Annotated in this window: 21 protein-coding genes; 10 read left to right on the top strand and 11 right to left on the bottom strand. The window is 65.8% G+C overall.

What is annotated here, in order from left to right; translation table 11 throughout:
* Positions 1–27 precede the first annotated feature (27 nt).
* From G6N42_RS13060 to G6N42_RS13035, 6 genes are all read left to right on the top strand, one after another.
* Positions 28–1,230: an amidohydrolase family protein gene (locus G6N42_RS13060; protein WP_163729975.1), complete on the top strand. Its 1,203-nt coding sequence runs from the start codon at positions 28–30 to the stop codon at positions 1,228–1,230.
* Between the two features lie 71 nt (positions 1,231–1,301).
* Positions 1,302–2,477, top strand: a complete 1,176-nt coding sequence (locus G6N42_RS13055; RefSeq protein ID WP_410506607.1) for a M24 family metallopeptidase — start codon at positions 1,302–1,304, stop codon at positions 2,475–2,477.
* Positions 2,478–2,480: 3 nt separating this feature from the next.
* Positions 2,481–3,617: a M24 family metallopeptidase gene (locus G6N42_RS13050; protein WP_163729973.1), complete on the top strand. Its 1,137-nt coding sequence runs from the start codon at positions 2,481–2,483 to the stop codon at positions 3,615–3,617.
* Positions 3,618–3,627: 10 nt separating this feature from the next.
* Entirely contained in the window at positions 3,628–4,596 is a 969-nt protein-coding gene (locus tag G6N42_RS13045; protein ID WP_163729972.1) for an enoyl-CoA hydratase/isomerase family protein, read from the top strand.
* Positions 4,597–4,601: 5 nt separating this feature from the next.
* Positions 4,602–7,007 carry a CaiB/BaiF CoA-transferase family protein gene (locus G6N42_RS13040; protein ID WP_163729971.1) on the top strand — a complete coding sequence of 802 codons (2,406 nt, stop codon included), beginning with the start codon at positions 4,602–4,604 and terminating at the stop codon, positions 7,005–7,007.
* A 9-nt stretch (positions 7,008–7,016) separates the two neighbouring features.
* Positions 7,017–7,823 carry an SDR family NAD(P)-dependent oxidoreductase gene (locus G6N42_RS13035; RefSeq protein WP_163729970.1) on the top strand — a complete coding sequence of 269 codons (807 nt, stop codon included), beginning with the start codon at positions 7,017–7,019 and terminating at the stop codon, positions 7,821–7,823.
* Positions 7,824–7,838: 15 nt separating this feature from the next.
* Here the strand turns inward: G6N42_RS13035 and G6N42_RS13030 are convergent, their stop codons facing one another.
* A complete protein-coding gene (locus G6N42_RS13030) occupies positions 7,839–8,672 on the bottom strand; it encodes an SDR family NAD(P)-dependent oxidoreductase (protein WP_163729969.1) in 834 nt (277 codons plus the stop codon).
* Between the two features lie 17 nt (positions 8,673–8,689).
* Positions 8,690–9,766, bottom strand: coding sequence for an NAD-dependent epimerase/dehydratase family protein (locus G6N42_RS13025; RefSeq protein ID WP_163729968.1), 1,077 nt, complete (start codon positions 9,764–9,766; stop codon positions 8,690–8,692).
* A 98-nt stretch (positions 9,767–9,864) separates the two neighbouring features.
* Between G6N42_RS13025 and G6N42_RS13020 the strand changes: the two genes are divergently transcribed.
* Positions 9,865–10,665: a lysophospholipid acyltransferase family protein gene (locus G6N42_RS13020; RefSeq protein ID WP_163729967.1), complete on the top strand. Its 801-nt coding sequence runs from the start codon at positions 9,865–9,867 to the stop codon at positions 10,663–10,665.
* Between the two features lie 63 nt (positions 10,666–10,728).
* Entirely contained in the window at positions 10,729–12,303 is a 1,575-nt protein-coding gene (gene fadD12 / locus G6N42_RS13015; protein WP_232076564.1) for an acyl-CoA ligase FadD12, read from the top strand.
* On the opposite strand, the gene G6N42_RS13010 is transcribed toward fadD12, so the two are convergent.
* The 6 genes from G6N42_RS13010 to G6N42_RS12985 form a co-directional block, all read right to left on the bottom strand.
* A complete protein-coding gene (locus G6N42_RS13010) occupies positions 12,300–13,733 on the bottom strand; it encodes a WS/DGAT/MGAT family O-acyltransferase (RefSeq protein ID WP_163729966.1) in 1,434 nt (477 codons plus the stop codon). The genes fadD12 and G6N42_RS13010 overlap by 4 nt on opposite strands.
* An 85-nt stretch (positions 13,734–13,818) precedes the next feature.
* The gene (locus G6N42_RS13005; RefSeq protein ID WP_232076129.1) at positions 13,819–14,901 is read right to left on the bottom strand and encodes a phosphotransferase; all 1,083 of its coding nucleotides are present in this window, start codon (positions 14,899–14,901) and stop codon (positions 13,819–13,821) included.
* Positions 14,902–14,914: 13 nt separating this feature from the next.
* Positions 14,915–15,754 carry a mycofactocin-coupled SDR family oxidoreductase gene (locus tag G6N42_RS13000; RefSeq protein ID WP_163729965.1) on the bottom strand — a complete coding sequence of 280 codons (840 nt, stop codon included), beginning with the start codon at positions 15,752–15,754 and terminating at the stop codon, positions 14,915–14,917.
* 33 nt (positions 15,755–15,787) lie between these two features.
* Positions 15,788–16,912, bottom strand: coding sequence for a cytochrome P450 (locus tag G6N42_RS12995; RefSeq protein WP_232076562.1), 1,125 nt, complete (start codon positions 16,910–16,912; stop codon positions 15,788–15,790).
* Between the two features lie 218 nt (positions 16,913–17,130).
* A complete protein-coding gene (locus G6N42_RS12990) occupies positions 17,131–17,949 on the bottom strand; it encodes an acyl-CoA thioesterase (RefSeq protein ID WP_174262069.1) in 819 nt (272 codons plus the stop codon).
* Positions 17,950–18,008: 59 nt separating this feature from the next.
* The gene (locus G6N42_RS12985; protein WP_163729963.1) at positions 18,009–18,731 is read right to left on the bottom strand and encodes a TetR/AcrR family transcriptional regulator; all 723 of its coding nucleotides are present in this window, start codon (positions 18,729–18,731) and stop codon (positions 18,009–18,011) included.
* A 122-nt stretch (positions 18,732–18,853) separates the two neighbouring features.
* Between G6N42_RS12985 and G6N42_RS12980 the strand changes: the two genes are divergently transcribed.
* Positions 18,854–20,029 (top strand): acyl-CoA dehydrogenase family protein, encoded by a 1,176-nt coding sequence (locus G6N42_RS12980; protein ID WP_163729962.1) that lies wholly within the window; start codon positions 18,854–18,856, stop codon positions 20,027–20,029.
* A gap of 9 nt (positions 20,030–20,038) precedes the next feature.
* A complete protein-coding gene (locus tag G6N42_RS12975; protein WP_163729961.1) occupies positions 20,039–20,821 on the top strand; it encodes an enoyl-CoA hydratase in 783 nt (260 codons plus the stop codon).
* Positions 20,822–20,834: 13 nt separating this feature from the next.
* Here the strand turns inward: G6N42_RS12975 and G6N42_RS12970 are convergent, their stop codons facing one another.
* The 3 genes from G6N42_RS12970 to G6N42_RS12960 are packed head-to-tail and all read right to left on the bottom strand — an operon-like array spanning position 20,835 to position 23,706.
* Positions 20,835–22,013, bottom strand: a complete 1,179-nt coding sequence (locus tag G6N42_RS12970) for a sulfotransferase family protein (RefSeq protein ID WP_163729960.1) — start codon at positions 22,011–22,013, stop codon at positions 20,835–20,837.
* Positions 22,006–23,037: a quinone oxidoreductase family protein gene (locus tag G6N42_RS12965; protein WP_163729959.1), complete on the bottom strand. Its 1,032-nt coding sequence runs from the start codon at positions 23,035–23,037 to the stop codon at positions 22,006–22,008. Before G6N42_RS12965 ends, G6N42_RS12970 begins: the two co-directional genes overlap by 8 nt.
* Positions 23,038–23,070: 33 nt before the next feature.
* Positions 23,071–23,706, bottom strand: coding sequence for a TetR/AcrR family transcriptional regulator (locus tag G6N42_RS12960; RefSeq protein ID WP_163729958.1), 636 nt, complete (start codon positions 23,704–23,706; stop codon positions 23,071–23,073).
* Positions 23,707–23,761: the final 55 nt, after the last annotated feature.

Here is a 23,761-nt window from a genome sequence, read left to right as displayed (position 1 = left end):
CCCCACAGCCCGATTGGAGTACCAACGATGTCTACCCCGACAGCTACAGGATCGCCCACCCACCCCCCGACGACCACCCTCTATCCGCCGGAGGGCTTCGGTGCTCCCAAGAACCGGCAGGGACACGCCTCAGCGGACGGCTTAACCGGGCTTCCCAAGGGCACCGAGATCTTCTCCGCCGACAACCACATCTCGGTCGCCGACGACATTTTCTACGAGCGATTTCCCGAGGAGCTCAAGGGTGCGGCGCCGCGCATCTGGTACGAGGACGGCGCGTACATGGTCGGCATGAAAGGCAAGGCCTGGACAGGTGGCGACTTCGGACGCGTGCTCATGCAGTACGACGACCTCGCCGGCGCCGCCTCCAACAACATCGAAGCGCGCATCCGCGAGCTCAAAGAGGACGGCATCGACACGGAGCTGGCCTTCCCGAACGCGGTGCTGGCGTTGTTCCACTACCCCGACAAGTCCCTGCGCGAGCGCGTGTTTCGGATTTACAACGAACACATCGCCGACCTGCAGGAGCGATCCAATGGCCACTTCTACGGCGTCGGTCTGATCAACTGGTGGGATCCCAAGGGCACCAGGAGCACCCTCGAGGAATTGAAAGCCCTTGGGCTCAAGACATTCCTGCTGCCGTTGAATCCCGGCAAGGACGATGAGGGCAACATCTACGACTACGGCAGCACCGACATGGATGCGGTGTGGGACGAGATCGAGGCTTCCGGCGTCCCGGTCAGCCACCACATCGGGGAGACGCCACCCAAGACGCCGTGCCAGAACAACAGTGTCGTGGTGGGCATGATGGTCAACGTCGACTCCTTCCGCGAACAATTCGCCAAGTACGTGTTCTCCGGAATCCTCGACCGGCATCCGTCACTGAAGATCGGCTGGTTCGAGGGTGGGATCGCCTGGGTGCCAACCGCACTGCAGGACGCCGAGCACATGCTGGCTTCCTACCGGCACATGTTCAACCACGAACTGCAACACGACGTCCGCCACTACTGGGACAACCACATGTGTGCCTCGTTCATGGTCGATCCGCTCGGCCTCCAGCTCATCGACCGCATCGGAGTCGACAACGTGATGTGGTCGTCGGACTACCCACACAACGAGAGCACCTTCGGCTACAGCGAGAAGTCGTTGGCCACGGTCGTCGAAGCCGTAGGCCCTGAGGATGCGGTGAAGATCGTGTCCACCAACATCAAGAAATTCCTGGGTATCTCGTGACAGCCGTGTCGTCTCCGTCGTCAGCGGGTCTGGCGCTGCTCGACATTCCGGAACTGCCGGACCGCGCCAGGATGTACCGCGAATGCGGCGCCCGACTGCGCGATTCCATGCGGGAAAAGGGCGTCGACGCGCTCGTGTTGCTCGGCAACGGCAACGTCGTGTACGCCACCGGCGCGAGCTGGCCTCTGCTCGATGCGGGGCTGTCCCACGTCGAGCGACCGGTCGCGATCGTGCTCGCCGACGATGAGCATCCGCACCTCTACATGCCGTTCGCCGAGGGCAGCGCGTTCGACACCGAGATTCCCGCGGACCACGTCCACGGTCCGCTGTACCTCGAATTCGACGAGGGTGTCGACCATTTCGCGAAGGTGCTCGCGAGCCTGGTCCCGACCGGTGCCTCCATCGCGGTCGACGAGCTCACCGGCGCGATGCGACGAGCCGCTGAACGGCTGTTCCCCGCTGGGCCGCCGACCGATGCCGCACTCGTTGTGGGTCCGGCCAAGCTGGTCAAGACCGTGGACCAGATCGCCGCTGTCAGAAGAGCCTGCCGCATCACCGAGGAGGCCCTCCTCGATGTCCAGCCGCTGGTCGCCCCGGGCGTGACCCAGATGGACCTCTCGGCGCGATTCGTACGGCGCGCCTTCGAGCTTGGCGCCACGACGAACATGATCGAGGGCATCTGGCAGGTGATGCCGACTACCCGTAGCAGCGGTGCGGTCTGGACGACCACCGGCGACCTGGCGCTGCCGCTGCTGCCCACCGAGAAGCGGTTGGCCAAGGGCGACGTGCTGTGGACCGACATCAGCATCACCTTCGAGGGGTACTGCTCCGATTGGGGCCGTACCTGGGTGGTGGGGCAGGACCCCACGCCCGAACAGAACGCGAATTTCGCCAAGTGGCGGTCGATTCTCGACGCCGTGCTCGCCGTGACGAAGGCAGGCGCCACGGCAGGCGACCTGGCACGCGCGGCAATTGCGGCCAACGGCGGCACCAAGCCGTGGCTGCCGCACTTCTACCTCGGCCACGGCATTGGCACCAACGCTGCCGAAATGCCGATGATCGGAACCGATCTCGGCGAGCAGTTCGACGATAACTTCGTGTTCCCGGCTGGCATGCTGCTCGTACTCGAGCCCGTCGTCTGGGAGGACGGCACCGGCGGCTACCGCGCTGAGGAGATCGTGGTCATCACCGAGGACGGATACCAGTCCATCACCGATTACCCCTACGCGCCCTACGGACTGAGTTGACACATGGCTGAAGAGATCATCCCCGACGACCTCACCCTGCGCACCGGGCGGCGCGAGCGCGCCATCGCTGCAATGGACGCCCACGATCTCGACGTCCTGGTATTGGGTCGCCAGGCCAACGTCCGTTATGTGACCGGGGCGCCCCAACTCTGGGTCGCGGGCACCCGTCCGTTCGCGCCGATCTGCGTACTGGTGCGCGCCACCGGCGAGATCCACCTCAACAGCACCTGGGATGAGGGCATCCCCGAGGAGATCGGCCACGACCATCTCTACGGACTGGCCTGGAACCCCATGAACATCATCCAGGTGCTCAAGGGCATCGACGGCGCGGCGACCGCGCGTCGCGTCGGAACCGACGCCTTGTCACCGTCGTTCGCGAAGCTGCTACCGATCGCATTCCCCAACGCGGAACTCGTCGATGCCGAGGTGGCGATGAAGGCGGCCCGGCGGACCAAGACGCCCGACGAGATCCGGGTCTTGAGAAGCGCACTCGGCGTCGCCGAGCGCGGGCTCGCGGCGGCGGTGTCGGAGCTCGCGGCGGGCACCACCGAGCAGGCACTCAACGGCGTCCTCATGGAGGCGATGACCGCGGGTGGATACAGCACCTCGGCGACCCAGGACGGTGCATGGATCACGTCGCCCGACCACTCGTGGCGCGTCGGTCGGCGCGACCGCAGGATCGCCGAGGGGGACCTGGTGGCCTTCGCTGCCGGCGCGCTTGCCGACGGTTACGTCGGTGAGGTCGGCAGGACATGGCCCGTCGGTGACGTTCCCGGCGCCGATGCCCTCTTCGGTCGGTCGAATGAGCTGTGGGAGAGGCTGATCGACGCGTGCCGACCCGGCGCTTCGGCCGGCGATCTGCTTGCGGCCTACGACGCCGCAGGTGAGGCACTGCCGCCGATACCCGTGGCACACGGTCTCGGCCTCGGCTTCGACCCACCGGTGATCTCGCCCGACCTGCCGCAGACCTCGGCGCACGAGCGGCTCGAGCCGGGCACCGTGCTCGCCGTCACCGCCTACGTGTGGGAACGGGGCGTCGGTGCGGTGTTCCGCCGCGATGCCGTGCTCATCACCGACACCGGAGCCGAAGTGCTCACGGCCAGCCCGTCGCCGGCGCAGGCCGCGGCCGGAATCAGCTGAAGGAGAACCCATGTCTGAGAACGGCAGTCGACCATCCCCCGAAGAGCTCATCCTCTACGACAAGGACCCGAAGACCAAGATCGCGACGATCACCTTCAATCGTCCCGAGTACCTCAACGCGCCCACGTCGATGGCGCGGCTGCGGTACGCCGATCTGCTGCGCGCGGCGACAGTCGACAATGACGTCAAGGTCGTCGTGATCCGCGGCGTCGGTGACAACCTCGGGAGCGGTGCCGACCTTCCGGAGTTCATGGAGGGGTACGACAACACCGACCTGCGGCTGGCCGAGTTGCGGCTGGAGGACGACGGCGTCGGCGAGGTCAACTATCCACCGTCGGGAACGTTCCGCAGCGGGGCGACAATCAGCGCGTGGTACGCGAATGTGCAGGCGGGCAATCGGCCACTGCAGGAGCTGAAGAAGATCAGCATCGTCGAGGCCAAGGGCTACTGCTACGGATGGCATTTCTACCAGTGCGCCGATGCGGATCTCGTGATCTCTTCCGATGACGCCCTGTTCGGGCACCCCTCGTTCCGTTACTACGGCTGGGGACCGCGCATGTGGACGTGGATCCAAATGATGGGCCTGCGCAAGTTCCAGGAGATGGTCTTCACCGGACGCCCGTTCACCGCCGCCGAGATGTACGACTGCAACTTCCTCAACAAGGTGGTGTCGCGGGATCAGCTCGAGGCTGAGGTCGACAAGTATGCGCGCGCGTGCGCGCGAAACCGGCCCGTCGACACGGTGTTCCAACAGAAGATCTTCTTCGAGGTCTACAAGCAGCACCAGGGCGAGTACATGGGCAGCCTGCTGTCCGCGTTCTTCGAGTCCATGGGTAGCGGTGTCGCCAACGACGATTCGGACGACCTCGACATGATGGAATCGATCGACAGCGGGCTGGCCGCCGCGGTCAACGACAACGACAGCAAGTTCCCGCCGGACTTCCGGTTGAGCAAATCGAACCGCAAGAAGGACACGTAGCACCTGTGGGGCCGCTGAACGGCTATACCGTCATCGACCTGTCCGTCGGCATCGCGGGTGCCTACTGCACCAAACTGCTCGCCGAGGCCGGCGCCACGGTCATCAAAGTCGAGCCGCCCGAGGGTGATCCACTGCGCCGATGGTCGGCCTCGGGTGCCGAGATCGCACCGGGTGACGACGGGGCGTTGTTCAGTTTCCTCGCGTGTTCGAAGCACAGCGTGGTCGCGGACCCGGACGACGACATCGATGACGTCAACGCGTTACTCGACGGCGCCGACGCGGTCGTGTGGTCGCGCGGGTCGACCGTCGCCGAACATGTCGTGCTCACACCTGCCGCGATCCTGTCCGCACACCCCCACCTGACGGTCACCTCGATCACGCCGTTCGGTCTCGACGGGCCCTGGTCTGACCGTCCCGCAACGGAGTTCACGCTGCAGGCGTGGTCTGGCGGTATCGTCGGCCTCGGTCGCGGCTCGGCCGATCGCGCACCCGTGTACGTCGGCGGGCAGGTCGGTGAGTACCTGGCGGGTGCCTATGCGAGCGCCGCGACGCTGGCGTCGCGATTGCGGGGCGGCGCAGAACTGGTCGACCTGTCGATGCTGGAGACCCAGATCCTCGGCCTGACCTATTACCCGGTGGCCTACTACGAGATGCTGGGCAGGCCATGGCGCGATGCCAGGCGGTTGACGGTGCCCGGGATTGCCCGCGCCAGAGACGGTCTCATCGACATCGGCTGCGGCACCGCGCAGCAGTGGTTCGACCTGTGCGCGATGACGGGGCATCAGGACTGGATCGACGAGGATTCGCCGCTGTCGATCACCGAGCAGGCCAACGAGAAGTCCGATGAGCTGTACGCGTGGGTCGAGAGTCAGACCGTCGACGAGATCAGGGACCTGGCCACCGCGTTCCGGATACCGAACGCCCCGGTTGCCAACGGGGCCAACGTCACCGGTCTCGATCACTTCGTCGAGCGTGGCTCCTTCGTGGTCAACCCCCGTGATGGCTTCTCCCAACCCGGCCATCCCTATCGGATGTCGCCGATGGTGCTTCGCGAGCCGGAACCTGCGCCGCGGCTGGGTGAACACACCCAGCACTACCGTTCGCGCGACAGTCATCCGCGTCGCGAAGGCGACGCCATCTCGGTCGGCCTACCGTTCAGTGGGCTGCGTGTACTCGATATGACGACGTTTTGGGCGGGCCCGTCGTGCACACACATCCTCGCGATGCTCGGCGCCGAAGTCATTCACGTGGAATCGACCCGGCGTCCCGACGGCACCCGGCTGATCGCTGGTATTCCCGTCACCGAGGACCAATGGTGGGAGAAGTCGCCGATCTTCTCCGGGCTCAACACGAACAAGAAGGGGTTGACTCTTGATCTGCAGAGCGCGGCCGGTCGCGAGGTACTCAACCGCCTCATCGCCACCTGCGATGTGATCGTCGAGAACTTCACGCCCCGCGTGATCGATCAGATCGGTCTCGATTTCGCTGCCGTGCAGGCTATTCGGCCGGACGTCGTCATGCTGCGGATGCCCGGCTTCGGTTTGGACGGCCCGTGGCGCGACAACCCGGCCTTCGCCTACGTGATCGAAGCCGCATCGGGAATCAGCTGGCTGACCGGTTATCCCGACCGCAACCCGTACGAGCCTTATTCGGTCGGCGACCCGAACGCCGGCATTCATGCTCTCAACGCCCTGCTCGTGGCGCTCGAGCACCGGCGCCGCACCGGGCACGGAATGCTCGTCGAGGCCGCGATGGTCGACGCCGCACTGAGCGTGGCCGCCGAACAACCCATCGAGTTCTCCGCCTACGGCGCACTGCTGAACCGCGACGGCAACCGCGGACCGACCGCCGCACCGCAGAACTTGTACCGCACCAACGAGATCGACGAGTTCGGGCGTGCCGACTGCTGGGTTGCTGTCGCGGTTGAGACCGACGAGCAATGGGCGGGTCTCTGCGAGGCCGTCGAGCGCCGCGACTGGGCGACGGACGCCGAATTGAGCACCGCGACGGGCAGGCGCGCCCGCCGCGACGACATCGACGAGCACATCGCTAAGTGGTGCATAGACCGTACCGGCGACGACATCGTCGACGCTCTGTGGGAACGCGGTGTGCCGGTGGCCAAGGTCATGCAACCGCACCGCCAGACCGAGATTGCGCAACTGGCGGCTCGCGGCTTCTTCGAGGACGTCGGGCATCCGGTCAACGCCCGAACGCCGCACAGCACCCTGCCGTTCACGTTCTCGCGCGGCCCGGAGCGCGTCCACACCGCGCCGGCTCCGCTACTCGGCCAGCACAATCACGAACTGCTGTCCGAGCTGGGACTCACCAACGACGAGATCGCCGAGCTTGAAGCGCAGGGCGTGATCGGACATGCCCCGGCGATGGGGCCCAGCAAGGCCAAGACGGGCTAGCCTCGACCGGTGACCATCGAACCGTCGGACATCCTGCTCACCGGCCGGGTCGCGGTGGTGACCGGCGGGGGAGCGGGGATAGGGCGCGGCATCGCCGACGGGTTGACGAGGTTCGGGGCGAAGGTCGCCGTCTGGGAGCGCGACGCCGAAACCTGCGCATCGACCGCGGAAAGTCTTGGCGCACTGGGCATCGTCGTCGACGTGAGAGACAGCGGGCAGGTCGATGCGGCACTGCAGCGCACCGTGGACAACCTCGGCGACGTCTCGATTCTGGTGAACAACGCCGGCGGAGTGTTCAAGTCGCCGCTGCTGGACACCACGGAGAACGGCTGGGACGCGCTGTACAAGAGCAACCTTCGCCATGTGCTGCTGTGCACGCAACGGGTGGCGCGGCGTCTGGTGGCGGCCGGCCTGCCTGGCAGCATCATCAACGTCACGTCGATCGAGGGCGCCCGTGCGGCACCGGGCTATGCGGCGTACGCGGCGGCGAAGGCCGGCGTCATCAACTACACGAAGACCGCGGCCCTCGAGCTGGCGACCCACAACATCCGCGTCAACGCCTTGGCCCCCGATCTGACACTGACCGAAGGCATCATCGCGCTGTCCGGCGGCAGCATGCAGGACAGCGACGCTCCCGGCATTCCGATGAACCGGCCCGGCCATGTCGATGAGATGGCCGGGGCCGCAGTATTTCTCGCATCCGAGCTGTCGAGCTATATCACCGGCCAGACCATTCACGTCGATGGTGGCACGCACGCCGCGAGCGGCTGGTATCACAACCCGCAGACTGGCGATTACCAACTGGGTCCGGATTGATCGCCACTCGACGCCTCAGTGCGTCCAGCCCTCGGCGATCTGATCGTCGAATGCGCGGTCGATACGCTCGAACCTGCGCTGGATCGAGGCACGTGACGCCTGGTGTGGGATGACGTAGAGACGGTTGGCGAGAATCGCTTCGGCTGTCAGCCGCGCGACGTCCTCAGCCCGAACCTCGGGGTCCGTCGCCGCCGACGGCAGCTCCTGCGGGGGTTCGTCCGACGACGCGGGGCCGTAATCCGAGCTCCTGACCGCCTGGCTGTTGGCCATCAAGCCGGTGTCCACGATCATCGGGCAGAGCACCGAGACCCCGATCCCGTTGGCGCGTACCTCCCGCGACAGCGTCTCCGCCAGAGCCACGACGCCGTACTTCGCGACGCAGTACGGTCCGAGACCCACGTTCGGGATGAGGCCGGCGAACGACGACGTGAAAAGTATGTGGCTGTCTTCGGCCTGCGCGATCATCCGCGGAAGAAACGCCTCGACACCGTGGATGGGTCCCCACAGGTCGACGTCGATCACGAAGCGCCAGTCGTCGTGGCTGGTCTCTGCGATCGACCCCGCATACGCGATGCCCGCATTGTTGAAGACGACATGCACGGTGCCGAAGACCCGGAATGCCTCGTCGGCGAGGTGGACGACGTCGTCGAGCTTGCGGGTGTCGCAGACCACGCCGTGCGCGTCGAACCCGTCGTCGCGCAGCGTCGACACCGCCTCCTGCAGGCCGGCTTCATTGATGTCGGCCAGCATGAGACGGGCGCCGCGACGCGCGAATTCGTGTGCGGTGGCGAAGCCGATTCCGCTCGCCCCTCCGGTGATGACTGCAGCGCGCCCTTGAAAACTGTCCACGGCGCGACCCTATGCGGTCAGCGCGATCCGTTCGGCGGATCCCACGACGGATCGCCCAATTCGGCGCGAATGACGCCCCACGGATCGGCGTAGATACCCGGAGCTTTCCAGTAAGCGCTCCTGCGCTTCATCACCGCCCGGACGACCGGCACGATCAGGCGCGCCGGGTGTCGCTTCCACCCGAACGTGTCCGTGAGCTCGGCCATCATCTCCGACCACGAGTAGTGCTGGAACTTCAGCGCTTCCTGCGCACGCATGGTGTCCATCCAGTCGGTCACGAACCAGTCGGTCTCGCTGGCAGGGTTGCCCGGCCTTCCCTGGGGAATCGCCCCCGCCATACCCAACGCCTCGACAAGGGCCGGCGCGAGGTCGCCATAGCAGCGGCGGTGTGACTCGTCACCGGCGATCAAGAGGATTTCGCGTGCGGCGTCCGCGGTGGTCGCCGCCGCACATGCCCATGCGACATCGCGGACGTCGACGGTCTGCACCCTGTTGTCGCTCGGTAGTGCGCTCGCGAACAACATGGCGTCGGCGCTGAGCGGCAGCGCCGTGAGATCGGCGCTGAGCACGCCGCCGAATCGCAGCACCACCCATTCCAGGCTCGACGACCGGACGATCTCCTCGGCCTCTGCCTTGGTCCCGCTGTAGATGTCGACGGGTCGCATCGGGTCGTCTGTCGTCAGCGGCAGGGGAGTGAGATGCGGGTTGCGGGGGCCGAACACCGCATTGCTGGACGCGTGGACGAACCTGGGTGGATTCGGTTGCGCCTCGGCGATGCGTACCAGCGTCGCCGTCGCGTCGACGTTGACCCGCCGCGCCACTTTCGGGATGCGGTAGATCGCGGGGGCGATGATCGCGGCGAGGTGGATGATCGCGGACGGGGTGGTTTCGGAGACCAGTCGCTGAACCTGTTCGGTGTCGGTGAGATCGGTCCACCGCGTTTCGACGCCTGGCGGGAGCTTGTGCGCGGCTTTGACGTTGGCGGGTGTCTCCAGGTCGGCCACCACCACCCGCCGCCCCAGAGCCGCCAGCCGCCGCACGGTCGCGGAGCCGACGAGGCCGAAGCCGCCGGTGACGAGTACGCTGTCCGACATATGTCTCCTACCTGCGGATATGTTATTCTCTTTTTCGGAGAGTACTACTACTCGAGGTATCTCGGGTAACGGGGCACAAAGTTGGGAACAAACACATCATGAGCGACGGGGCGGACAAAAAAGTAGCCAAGTGGGATCCCGATCTCACGCGTCAGATTGCGGGCCGGGTCGGCCCCTTGATCAAGCGCTACTTCCGCGCGGAGGTGCGCGATCTGGACCATGTGCCGGCCGCAGGCGGGGCCCTGGTGGTGTCCAACCATTCCGGTGGCATGTTCACGCCCGACGTGCTCGTCTTCGCGCCGGAGTTCTACAAGAAGTTCGGTTTCGACCGTCCGGTCTACACACTCGGGCACGACATGATTTTCTTCGGTCCCATCGGGGACCTGCTGCATCGTGCTGGAGTCATCGAGGCGAATCGGGAGAACGCCGCCCAGGCGCTTCGGGACGGCGCGCTGGTGCTGGTGTTCCCCGGCGGCGATTACGACTCGTATCGTCCGACGTTCACCGAGAACGTCGTCGACTTCAACGGCCGCAAGGGTTACGTCAGGACGGCGATCGAATCCGGGGTGCCGATCGTGCCGATGGTGTCGATCGGTGCGCAGGAGACCCAACTGTTCCTCGCCCGCGGCGACTCGATCGCCCGGCGGCTGGGTCTCCATCGTCTACGGGCGGAGATTCTGCCGATCAGCGTCGGGTTCCCGTTCGGGCTGTCGGTGTTCTTCCCGCCCAACCTGCCGTTGCCGTCCAAGATCGTCACCCGGATCCTGGAGCCCATCGACGTCGCCGCTGAGTTCGGTGAGAACCCCGACGTCGAGATGGTCGATCTTCATGTCCGGGCCGTGATGCAGAAGGCGCTCGACGAACTCGCCAGCGAACGCCGCTTTCCTGTGCTTGGCTGACGGATCGTGGCAGACACTCTGGGACTCCTTCAAACGCTCTGGCGCGCGCGGCTGATAGCCCCGATGCGCCCCGACCGGTATCTGCGGATGGGCGCGGCGGTACGCCGGGTCGGCATGACCGCCACGTCGGGCTTCGCGACGGCCGCGCAGCGGTGTCCCGACCGGCCCGGCCTGATCGACGAACGCGGCACCCTCACCTGGAAGCAGATCGACGATCGTTGCGATGCCCTCGCCGCGGCGCTGCAGCAATTAGGAGGAGCGACACTCGGTCCTGATGTCGCCGCTGGCGCGGCTCCGAAAACCATTGCCGTGATGTGCCGTAACCACCGGGGTTTCATCGAGTCGCTGGTGGGAGCCGACCGCATCGGCTCCAACGTCCTGCTCCTCAACACGTCGTTCGCCGGTCCCGCACTCGCCGAGGTCGTCGAGCGTGAGGGCGCCGATGTCGTCATCTACGACGAAGAGTTCACGGAGATCGTGAGCCGGGCGCTCGAGGGCAGGCCGGAAACCACACGCATCCTGGGTTGGACCGACCGCACCGACGTCGAGCTCACCGTGGACAAGCTGATCGACCGTCATGCCGGTCAGCGGCCCCGGCCCAGCGAGCGTAAGAGCGATATCATTCTGCTCACGTCGGGCACGACGGGAACACCCAAGGGCGCCAAGCGTTCTGCCGGCAGCGGTGGTGCCGGCGATCTGAAAGCGGTGCTGGACCGGACCCCCTGGCGCGCGGAGGAACCGATCGTCATCGTCGCGCCGATGTTCCACGCATGGGGGTTCTCGCAGCTGTTGTTCGCAGCCTTGCTGGCCTGTCCGATCATCACGCGGCGCAAGTTCGACCCAGAAGCGACGCTGGACCTGATCGATCGCTACAGCGCGACAGGCCTGGCAGTGGTGCCCGTCATGTTCGACCGCATCATGGATCTGCCCGACGACGTGCGCAACCGGTACAGCGGTAGGTCATTACGCTTCGCCACCGCATCGGGGTCACGCATGCGTCCCGACGTCGTCACCAAGTTCATGGACCAATTCGGCGACGTGATCTACAACAACTACAACGCCACCGAGGCGGGCATGATCGCCACCGCGACGCCTGAGGATCTGCGCGTCGCACCCGACACCGCGGGAAAGCCCGCCGACGGCACCGAGGTCCGGATCCTCGACGAGTCGTCGAACGAGGTGCCCACCGGTGAGACCGGGCAGATCTTCGTTCGCAGCGGCACACTCTTCGACGGGTACACCTCGGGCACCACCAAGGACTTCCACGAGGGTTTCATGGCATCGGGGGATGTGGGCTACCTCGACGAGAACGGCCGGCTGTTCGTGGTCGGCCGAGACGACGAGATGATCGTCTCGGGCGGCGAGAACGTCTACCCCATCGAGGTCGAGAAGACGTTGGCCGCGCACCAGGAGGTGGCCGAGGCCACGGTGCTCGGAGTCGACGACGAGCAGTACGGCCAGCGATTGGTCGCGTTCGTCGTGCTCGAGCCGGGTGCGTCGGCGACACCGGACACCCTCAAACAACACGTGCGCGAGAACCTCGCCAATTACAAAGTGCCGCGCGAGATCACGGTGCTCGACGAACTGCCCCGCGGCAGTACCGGCAAGATCCTGCGCAACGAACTACGCAACTCCTAGCCCAGCGCGGGGGCAGGCGCCATCGCCGTGTCGACGGTGCTCAGCGGCGGCAACCCAGCGGCCGCGCGGATCTCGTTCAGCCCATGGACCATCGCGTCGGTCGCCTCGTGGATGTCGTCGAAGGTCTCGTCGTCGGACAGGATCGAGATGTCCACCTGGTCGACGTAGCTCCACACGGTCATGTTGAACGCGCTGCCCGCCGAGAGCACCCCGATGGAGTAGATCTCACTGACCGGCGCGCCGCCGATGTGGCCACGCTCGCGCGGACCGGGAACGCTGGACACCGCGACGTTCATCAGCCGGTTGTGCGCGGCGCGCTTCGATTGCCATCGAAGCAGTGCCGGGGTCACGGGCGGCGGTAGGTACTCCATCAGCTGTCCCTGCAGCTTCGGTCCGAGGAGTTCGTAGTCCTCCTTGGCGCGGGCGGTGGACAACGAGGTCAGCCGGACCCGTTCGAGCGGATCGTCGATGTGGATAGGCAACGACACCGAGAGCCCGCCGATCTCGTTGCCGGTGACGCGATCCGGTGACAGGTCCGTGCTGACCGGCACGGACGCGATCAGCGGACGGTCCGCGCGCCCGTCATATCGCAACAGCAGTTCGCGCAGCCCGCCCGCGGCCGTGGCCAGAACGATGTCGTTGAACGTGACGCCCAGTGTCTTGGCGGTCTCCTTGACCTCGGCCAACGACAGTGACGCCGTGGCGAAGGTTCGCACCGGAGAGATCACATGATTGAGGAACGTCGGTGGCGTGTGAAACATCTTCGCCAGGTCGGGATGATCGCTGCGCTCCTTCTTGCGCCGCCACAGCCGGGTGAATCCCTTGGCTGCGTCCCGCGCCAGCCCGGGCAGCGCCGCGGCGTGCGCGACGTGATCGCGACCCGCCGCCGCCAGCAGTTCGGTCGGTGTCGGCTCTTCGCAGACCACGTAGTCGTCGTTCTCGTCAGCCGTCGAGCCGGTCAGGTCCATGAGCCGGGCGAGCAGATTCGCCGAGGCCACGCCGTCAGCCAGGGTGTGGTGCACCTTGCCGATGAGCGCGAAACGGTCGTCGGCCATGCCCTCGGCGAAATGAAACTCCCACAACGGACGAGTGCGGTCCAGCGGCGTGCTGGCGATCCGGCCGATCACCTCGTCGAGTTCGCGACGGCCGCCGGGAGCGGGCACCTGGACACGGCGCAGGTGGTAGTCGAGGTCGACGGGGCAGTCCTCGATCCACATGGGATGGTGCAGTTTCCAAGGGATGTCGATCAGCCGGTAGCGCAGCGGATCGAGCAGGTGCAGCCGACGGGCCACGGTCCTACGGAACACGTCGAAGGTGAACTCGCCCGGATAATCGGCGGCATGGATGATTGCCACCTTGAGCGTGTGGGTGTGCAGATTCGGCGTCTCGCTGTACAACAGCATCGCGTCCATGCCATTGAGTCGCTTCACATCCCACCCCTTCGGACGGGTTCTATGCAACCACTCGGTACCCCATGATCGGGTGCTTTCGGCGAACGGGTTGGCGCGGAGCTGCTTAGGCGGTGATCGCTTCCAGCGCCGAGCGCGTGTCGAGGTCGACGAACGCGGCGCCGTAGCGCTGGGCCAACGCGAGGCAGATGTCGGCGCCCTGCCAGGCGTCCCCGCCGGACAGCGTCGCCATCCAGATGGCCAGCCCGTGCGCGACGGAGGCTCGGTAGCGCAGCCACACCTCGTCGGCGCTGGGCAACTCGTCGGCGGGCAGCTCGAGCGCCCCGCGGTATTCCGCCACCAGATCGCGCTCACCGCGTCTGCGGTCCTCGATGGTGAGCGCGCCCTGCAGGAAGTAGCCGAGATCGAGCGACCAGTTGCCGCGACGGGCCATCTGCCAGTCCAGGAAGCCGACCTCGTCGTCGGGCAGCAGGTAGGTGTTGCCGATGTGCGGATCGCCGTGCAGCAGCGTGGGCGGCGACTCAGAAGATCCCGCCAGCGTGCCGATGTAGCGGGCCCAGATGTCGACGAACAACTCGTCGCCGCTGAGCGCCGGAATCTCCGGGGGTACCGTATCGCCCAGCCGCTCGCGCGCGATGTGCAGCGGCGCGTACCGCATGCCTTCGAATGCGACGAACGGTTCGAGCCAACTGAGGGTCGGGTGGGTGTCGAGCCGTTGACCCCAGAACCGGCTGTGCATCCGCGCAAGCCCACGCACACCGTTGGCCACCTGATCGATGGACATCGGCCGGGTCGAGTCACGCGGATCGGCGCCCCTCGCGACGACGTCCTCCATGATCATCAGGAAGTCGGAGCGGTCCTCGTCGATCAGCGCCGCGTAGACGGTCGGGTGGTCGAGTCCGAGCTCGACGCCCGAGGTGAATAGTCGCGGTTCGTGATACAGCCCGCTGGTCAGCGCAACGAGTTCGGCGTGCTCGGGATCGACGGCCTTGGCGAATACCGTCGCGGGGCCCGAACCAGCCGAATACGTCAACGCCAACCGCGCCCGCTTGTTGGTGCCGTCGTCGCGCAGCACCACCGTCACACCGTCGACGACCGCGCCGGGATGGTGGCGCGTGAGTGCCGCCGTCATCCAGTCGGGGCTGATGTCCTCCCAGCCGCGCGGCAGCGACAGCTCCGCGACAGTCACGTTGCGCCAGAACCTATTTCAGGCAGCTGCCGCCGTCGACCGGCAGCGTCACGCCGGTGACGTAGCGCGCCTCGTCGGACGCCAGGAACAGCACGGCGTTGGCAATGTCCTCGGGCTCGACCCAGCCGATCGGCAACGTGTGCATCATCTGTCCGACGACCTTCATATCTTCCGGGCCGGGGTTTTCCAGGTCGGGGCGGAACAACCGCATCGTCGGCTCGTTCATGAACAGGGGGGTGTTCACGTTGGTCGGGTGCACGGAATTGACCCGGATGTTCTGTGCGCCGAGCTCGACGGCGAAGGTGCGCATGAGGCCCACCACACCGTGCTTGGCGGCGACGTAATGGCCGGTGTGCGGGTAGGCCTTGAGACCGCCGACTGAACTGGTCAGGATGATCGAGCCGCCGCGGCCGCCCTCGAGGATGTGCGGCACACCGGCTTTCACGGTCTTCCACACGCCGCCGAGGTTGACGTCGATCATTGCGGTCCAGTCGGTTTCGCTGGTCTTGTCCAGTGTCTGGCCACCGTTGCCGATGCCCGCGTTCGCGACGATGATGTCCAACCGGCCGAGCTGCTCGACGCCCGCGTCGACCGCGGCCTTCAACGCGTCGTAGTCGCGGACATCGACCTCTGCGGTGTAGATGCGACGGTTGTGGCCCTTCACCAGATCCGCGGTTTCGGCCAGATCCTCCGGCGTGGACGCCTCGATCAGGTCGACTGTGTCGATCTTCTTACAGATGTCGACGGCGATGATGTCGGCGCCCTCGGAGGCCAACCGCACCGCGTGCGCGCGGCCCTGCCCACGCGCCGCGCCGGTGATGAACGCAACCTTGCCTTCTACACGTCCTGCCATGTCTATCAATCCTTTTGGTGGTGGTTGGATATTTCAGGGAACGAAGGTGGGCATGGATTTCCAGCCGCGGACCGCCGTTGTCTGGGACGGCTCGGCATTCGGCCAGTCGACCTCCCAGGTCGGGAACCGCTTGAGGATCTCCTCGAGCGCGATGCGGCCTTCCAGACGGGCCAGCGCGTTGCCCATGCAGAAGTGCGTGCCCGCACCGAATGTCATGTGCGAGTGCTGCTCTCGGTGGATGTCGAAAACATCGCCATTCGGTGGGAACCGGCGGTGGTCGCGGTTGGCCGCTCCGATCAACAGGAGTATCGCGCTTCCTTCCGGAATCGTCTGGCCGTGGTACTCGGCGTCGCGCGCGACGTACCGGGCCATCTGCAGTGCCGGCGGTTCCCAGCGCAGGATCTCTTCGATCGCCTGCGGGATCAGGTCTGGGTTCTCCACGAGTTCGCGGCGCTGATCGGGGTTTTCGGCCAACGTCTTGCCGGCCCAACCGATCAGGCGGGTGGTGGTTTCGGCGCCGGCCGTGGCGACGACGGTCAGGTACATGAGCAGTTCTTCTCGGCGCAGCCGTCGCACCGTGCCGGTCTCGTCGGTGAATTCGACGTTGAGCAGGTCGGTCATGATGTCGTTGGACGGATGCTCGGTGCGGTAGTCGATGAACTCGGCGAATACCTCGCCGGTGGCCATCAAGTCGACTTCCTTGCTCTCCAACGTCGCTTCGCCGTGGTCGGCCACCCGACGCTGATGCTCTTCCGGAATACCCAGCAGCATTCCGATCACCCGCATCGGCATCTGCTCACCGAGGTCGTTGACGAAATCGAACTTGCCGCTGCCGACGAGCGGGTCCAGGCACCGTGCGGTGAACTCGCGGATCTGCGGTTCCAGGGCGAGCACCTTGCGTGGCGTGAACATCCGAGACAGCAGATTGCGCTGGATGTTGTGTAGTGGGGGGTCCTCGAAAATCAGTGTGCCGGGCGGGATCTCCATGCCGGACTTGATGATTTCGAGCAGTGCGCCGCGGCCGGAGATGAATGTCTCGTGGTCGATCAACGCCTTGTTGACATCTTCGTAGCGGCTCAACGCGTAGAAGTCATGCTTGTCGTTGTAGTACAGCGGCGCTTCCTCGCGGATGCGGGCGAACACCGGGTACGGGTTCATGTTCAGCTCGACGCTGTACGGGTCGTAGTACAGCTCGTCCGCCGTTTTCACGTCGGAATTCTCAGCACTGATCGTCACGGGTCGCCTCTCGCAGGACCAGAAAGGTATAAGACAAATGGCTGTCGTTTGTCTCACAACTCTGGCATCGGCTCCACAATGGTGTCAACCGGCGACTCGTTTCGGGCAATTTATACTCTCCGCTTAACAGAATCGGCTTCTCATCGTTGTTCCGCGAAGCGCAGAAGAGCCTCTTGGCCGTAGGACGCGACCAGCACGCCGTCCTCGGTGAGCACATCGCCGCGACCGAAGCTGCGGCCATGGGCGAGAACCGGGCTGTGTTGGCGCAGCAGCAGCCAGCCGTCGGTGCGAAACGGCCGATGGAACCACACCGTGTGCGACGTGACGGCCGAAGTGAACGTCGTACCGTTGCCCCGCTGATCCGCTCCCTCGATCGGGCGCAGGGCGGTGCCGATGAGCGTCAGGTCCGTGGCGTAGGCCGCCAGTGCCGGCGCCATCTCCTGGGCGACGGCTGGGGTCCGCATCCAGAACTCGAACTGCGGGGCACCGATGGTCGTCGCGTTGAGATCGATGGACGCCCTTGTCTCCCAAGGGATCAGGTCGAGCGGCAGCATGTACTCCGGACCGAGCACCGGACCTACGCTCTCGACTTCCTGATGTTCGGGGCCGCCCTCGACGGCGTGCATGCTGACCGACGCCGTGGCGATGACACCACGGCTCTGGGTGGCCGTGATGGTGACCGTCCCGAACGATCGCCCCTCGTGCGCCCGGACAGCCTCGTAGCGGACCGGTTCATCGGCTCTGCCCTCGCGGGTGAAGATCGCGTGCTGGGATTTGACGGCTTTCTCCGGACAGGTGAGCGCTGCGATCCGGAGGAACTGGCCGAGCAATTGGCCACCGAACACCCGGTGGTACTCCAAGTGTTGATTCCGGCCCTCGTACTCTGCGGTCACCCCGTCGCCGGTCGAGGTCTTGGTGATGTCCAGGCAGCCGAGCAGATCGGTCCAGAGATCGGGCACCCGCCCAGTGTAAGTCAGATTCTCGGCGCTGAGAACGTAATTCTCAGGCCGATCAAGCCCTAGCTGGCGGTGAATCCGTGCGCGCAGAAGTCCCAGAGTTCGTCGGCGGTGATCGGGCGCGATGCCGCGTCTTCGGACTCTTCGCCGCTGGACTGTGCGTTGAACATCACGGTCTGCATGGTTATCGCGGCCATCCGCTTGGGGTTGATACCGGCACGCAGCTGACCTGCGGCGCTGGCTTCTTCCATGAGCTCGGTCAGCAGCGCCAGCAGCGGCGCGTGGGCGATTTTGACCTCGGACGGATGTGAGACGAGCAGCCGAGGGGCGAAGTCGGTGAACAGGGGCCGCTTGGCCGTCGGGTCCGGACGCGAGGACTCGAACAGCAGCTGGATCGCCACCCGTAGCCGCTCGATCGGCTCGTCCGGGCCGCTGGTGGCGGCGCGGATCTGGTCGGCGGACCGGGACAGGGCGTCTTCGAACAACGCCAGCAGCAGCTCGTGCTTACCGTCGAACTGCAGGTAGAAGCTTCGTAGCGACTGGCGTGAACGGTCGACCACCTCTTGTACGGTGAAGTCGGTGCTGCCCTTTTCGATGATGATCGCCTGGGCGGCGTCGAGGAAGCGCTGAACGCGCTGAGCGGCCCGGAGCTTCGCGGTTTTGATCGATCGCTCGACCGCGCGCTGCTTCCAGGCGGGTTCTTCGCTGGGGATGGTCACCGGCGGCTCGGATGCTGTCCGAGTGGGGAGAACATGGACTGACTGTACCGGAGAACGTCTTGCCATTGCGGTCCTCGACCCCCTCGCGGCCAACGTGTCAGAGATTGTAACTTTCTCACGTGGAGAATAGTATTCTCCTTTTACTGGCAACAGTAGTCTTACCAAAATTTTGATCCGCCGGGAGCACTGTGCAGCTGACCTTCGACGCTGACGTCGAGGCGTTCCGTGCGGAGTTCGTCGCGTTTCTCGATGCGCACCTGCCGCACGACGCCGAGGCGCTGGAACGGTCGGGTTCCAGCAGCCACGTTCCCGAGTGGGCCAGACGCTGGCAACGGCTCTTGTTCGACAACGGCTGGCTGTGTCCCGGCTATCCGCCCGAGTTCGGCGGCCGCAACGCCACGATCCTGCAGCAGTACGTCCACCAAGAGGAACTGGCTCGGCGCCGGACCTACCTCACCTTCAACCCGCAGGGCGTCGGCATCATCTCCGCGTCGCTGATCTCGTTCGGCAACCACGAGCAGCAACGGCGCTGGGCGGTGCCGATCCTGCGGGCCGAGTTGACGGCGTCGCTGGGGATGAGCGAGCCCGGCGCGGGCTCCGATCTCGCGTCGCTGCGGACCCGTGCGGTCCTCGACGGTGACGAGTTCGTCGTCACTGGCCAGAAGGTGTGGACGTCGGGCGCGCACGACGCGGACGTGCTGCTGACTTTTGTTCGCACTGATCCGAATGCGCCCAAGCACAAGGGCATCAGCGTTCTGATGATCCCGACCGATCTGCCCGGGGTGGTACGGCGCCCGTTCGCCTCGATGTGCGATGTGGAGGATCTCGATTTCAACGAGGTGTTCTTCAACGAGGTACGGGTACCCGCGAAGAACCTCGTCGGCCCCTTGAACGAGGGGTGGCGCGTCGCCAACGGATCCCTCGGCCACGAGCGGAACATGTTGTGGCTCAGCTATGCAGATCGGCTGGAGGAGATGGTCGAGGACTGGTGGCCATCGTCGGCGTTGGACCGCGACCGCTTCGCCACGCTGGTCATGGACAACCAAGCGCTACGTCTGCTCGGGTCGGTCGCACTGGCCAAGGCCGCACGCGGCGACGAGGATCCGTCGGCCATGTCGGTGCTCAAGCTCCTCGGCTCGGAGGCGTCGCAGTTGGCGGCGGAGTACGCGCTGTCGGCGACGGGTCCCGATGCGCTGGCCTCACCCGGTTTCTCGGGTCCTTACAGCGCACAGCATCTCGATCTGTACCGCTCGGCGTGGTTCGAGCGCTATGCCCGCACCTACGGCGGCACGATCGCCGGTGGGACCTCTGAGATTCAACGCAACATCATCGCCCAACGAGTGTTGGGCTTACCGAGAAACTAGGACTCAGCCGTGTACATCGACTACGACGTCGCCGACAAGATCGGCACCATCACCCTCAACCGGCCCGAGGCCGCCAACGCTCAGAACCCTGAGTTTCTGGACGAACTCGATGCCGCATGGACCCGCGCCGCCGAGGATCCCGAGGTGTCGGTGATCATCCTGCGCGCCAACGGGAAACACTTCTCGGCCGGTCATGATCTGCGCGGTGGCGGACCGGTACCCGACAAGATCACGCTGGAGTTCATCATTCAGCACGAGCATCGGCGCTACCTCGAGTACACGCTGAAGTGGCGCAACACACCCAAACCCTCGATCGCCGCGGTGCAGGGACGCTGCATTTCCGGCGGACTGCTGCTCTGCTGGCCGTGTGACCTCATCCTAGCCGCCGACGACGCGCTGTTCTCCGATCCGGTCGTGCTGATGGGTATCGGGGGAGTCGAATACCACGGCCATACCTGGGAACTGGGGCCTCGCAAGGCCAAGGAGATTCTCTTCACCGGCCGGGCAATGACCGCCGACGAAGTGGCCGCCACCGGGATGGTCAACAAGGTCGTGCCTCGCGATCAGCTCGATGCCGAGACCAGGCCGCTGGCCGAGCAGATCGCGAAGATGCCGACTTTCGCTCTGCGGCAGGCCAAACGCGCCGTCAACCAGACGTTGGACGTGCAGGGCTTCTACGCGGCCATCCAGTCGGTCTTCGACATCCACCAGACCGGCCACGGCAATGCGCTGAGCGTCGGGGGCTGGCCCGTACTCGTCAATCTCGACGAGATGAAGGCCAACATCCAATAGCGTCTCCCCGGTCTCAGGCGCGGCTGGTTTCCGAGGGGACGTCGTATCGCTCGATGTAGTCGGCGAACCGGTCCCTGATCTCGCCGGCCTGCAGCCCGTAGTCCTCCAGCCGATATCCGTGGGTGCCGAAGCGGCCCTTCGGATTCGCCGCGACGCAGGCGGTGAGGGCCGCGCGGCCCCGCTCGTCGAGTTCGCGTCCACAGGCGGCGTAGATCTTCTCGACGGTGCCGATCGGATCGCCGACGAGGTCGGCGTATTGGACGTCGACGACTTCGCGCTCGGAATGTGCGCGTCGGAACGCTTCGCTGCGATCGATCGACTCGGCCAGCAGATCGGTCCAGTGCGCGGCGATGTACGCGGTGTGGTCGGCGTCGCTGAACGTACCGGTGAGCGTCGATATCAGGCTGCATGCCGATGCGCACAGCACCGTCGGATCACGATGCAGAAGAACAAGTTTCGCATCCGGGTACTCCGCGGCCAGCGCCGGTAGCGCGATCGCGTGGTTGGGGCTCTTCAAGGTCCACCGGCCGCGGCGGCCGCCGCTCTGCAGCACCTGTAGCACCCGCCGGTGATAGGCGTATGCCGATGTGTAATCCGCGCCGAGCAACCACCGACTGTAGTCTCCGACGTTGGCCATCGCCTCCCAGGTCAGGCTCTTGAAATCCTGGCCAAGAAGCGTGATGCACTCGGTCGGACCCTCGGCGTCCTCGTGATGGACGATCTTCATCTGCGGATTCAGCGACTCGAGCATCTCGATGGCCTCGTTGGCGGCATCGACCCGGGGACCGGAGCGGTAGTTCTCCGGCGAGGGCGGCGGCACGCTGTCGGCGGCCTCCCATCGCAACAGCGCGCGGTTCGCGGGATCCTGATCGAACAGTTGGCTCAGGAACGTCGTGCCCGCCCGGAACAGGCCGATAACCACCAGCGGGGCGTCCACCGGTTCGTCGCGGATCGCGGGGTGGTGGTTGTGCCAATCGTGGATTCGCAGTCGGTTGACGAGGCCGCCGATGATGTTCTGCTCCAACGCGAACCGGCCGATGTCGTTGAGCTGGGCCTGCTCGTCGATCGATGCGCAGAGCACGGTCAGACCCTCGACGAAGTCGTCGGGTCCGAAGTCCTCGGAGCCGGCGGTTTCTACCGCAGCCGACATGACGGCATCCGGGTTGAGCCCCGGCGCCTGCGTGCTAGTCACCCGCGACCGTCACGACCGTGCGCCCCATGGTGCGACGCTGCTCGTGGTCGTCGAGTGCCGCAGCGACCTGATCCATGGTGATCGTCCGACCCACCACGGGTCGAACCGACCCGGCGGAGACGAGTTCGAGCAGCGCCGCATGCACCTCGCGGCCAACCTCGGCTCCGAACATGTTGAGACCGAACCGGCGGAAGTCGACGGGCAGCTCGCCGTAGCCGAGGATGACGCCGAGGACCGAGAAATTGCCCATCGACACCTTACGCAGCGGACGGCCGGTGAGTCCCGATTGCGGGTCGTCGTTGAAACCGACTGGCAGGTAACGGCCCTCGCGGGCCATGCAGGTCCACACGGTCTCGGTGTGCTCGCCGCCGACCAGGTCGACCGCGACGTCGACGCCGCGTAGGTCGGTGCGCGCGTTCACCTCGTCGAACAGGTCGGCGGAGGTGTGGTCGATGAAGGATGCGCCGAGCTCCTCGCACAGCCGTCCCTTGTCGGGACCGCCCGCGACCGCGATGACGCTGGCTCCCGCGGCGACGCCGAGCTGGATGACCGCTGTGCCGACAGCGCTCGCGCCGCCGACGACGAGCAGCGTCTCGCCCGCAGTCAGCTTCGCGCGCCGGTGCAGCGCCAGGTAGCCGACGTGGAAGGGCAACGTGAAGGCCGCTGCGGAGACATCGTCGAGATCCGCTGGTGCATCGAATGTTCCGGTCACCGGCGCCACCGCGAACTCGGCCATACCACCCAGCGACTGGTTGGTCATGGCCACGACCCGTCGGCCCACCCATTCGGCCGCACCCTCGCCCGCCGCGTCGACCACGCCGCAGACGTCCATGCCGAGGGTGAACGGGATCTGGCCCATGACGCTGGCCACGGTGCCGCGGCAACGGGCGATGTCGCCGAAATTCACCGAGGCCGCCGACACCGCGATGCGGACCTCCCCAGGACCGGGCTCGGGGATCGGAACGTCGGCGACTTCAAGTGCTTCTGTGGGATCGCCGTGCCTGACGACGCGCACTGCCTTCACAGCGAGTTACGGTAATAAGCAGGGTTGCTTATGTCAACGAGCTGCGGGCGCGGCCACCGCGGCGGCGGCCATCGCCACCAGGTTCGCGACGAACGGTTCATGCTCGAGCTGTGGGCGGCCGTGGCGTGCACGTCGCTCGAGCAACCGAGCGCGGTCCGCGATGGCCCGGAGGATGAACATCACCATCAGTGAGAACCGTTCGGTGCGAAGCTCATCGGTGAGATGTCCGGTGCGCTCGGTCAGCAGCGCGAACACGTCGTCGCCGCCGGTGCTGGCCAGCACGGCCTGCAACTCGGCGCTGTACTGCGCCCGGTCCTCACCGGTCAGCTCGGCGATGATCAGCAGGCAGCATCGTCCGCGCCAGCCGCTGTCCGCGAGTTCGGCAGCTGGCCGCACGAGCGCTTCGATGACGGATTCGAGCCCCGCCTGGCGCCTGGCCGCCTCGAGCAGTTCACCTTCGCGGCGGGCGAGGAACTCCGCGTGTCGCTCGATGACCGCGCACAGCACACCGTCGCGCGAACCGAAGTGGTAGCGCAGTGCCGCCCGGTTGCGCTGCCCGGCCTGGCGGGTGATGTCGATGAGGGAGGCGTTGAAGACCCCGTCGTGAGCGAAGGCGCGGGCTGCGGCGTCCAGCAGTCCCGCCCTGGTCTTCGACGCGTCGGGTGGCACCCGTGAAGTCTAGGGTCCTTCGGCGTGGGTGCGAGCGACCGCAAAATGTACGCGC

Origin of the sequence: Mycobacterium gallinarum (assembly GCF_010726765.1) — a bacterium.
GTDB classification, from domain to species: Bacteria; Actinomycetota; Actinomycetes; order Mycobacteriales; family Mycobacteriaceae; genus Mycobacterium; species Mycobacterium gallinarum.
This window is presented reverse-complemented; position numbering and strand designations above follow the sequence as displayed.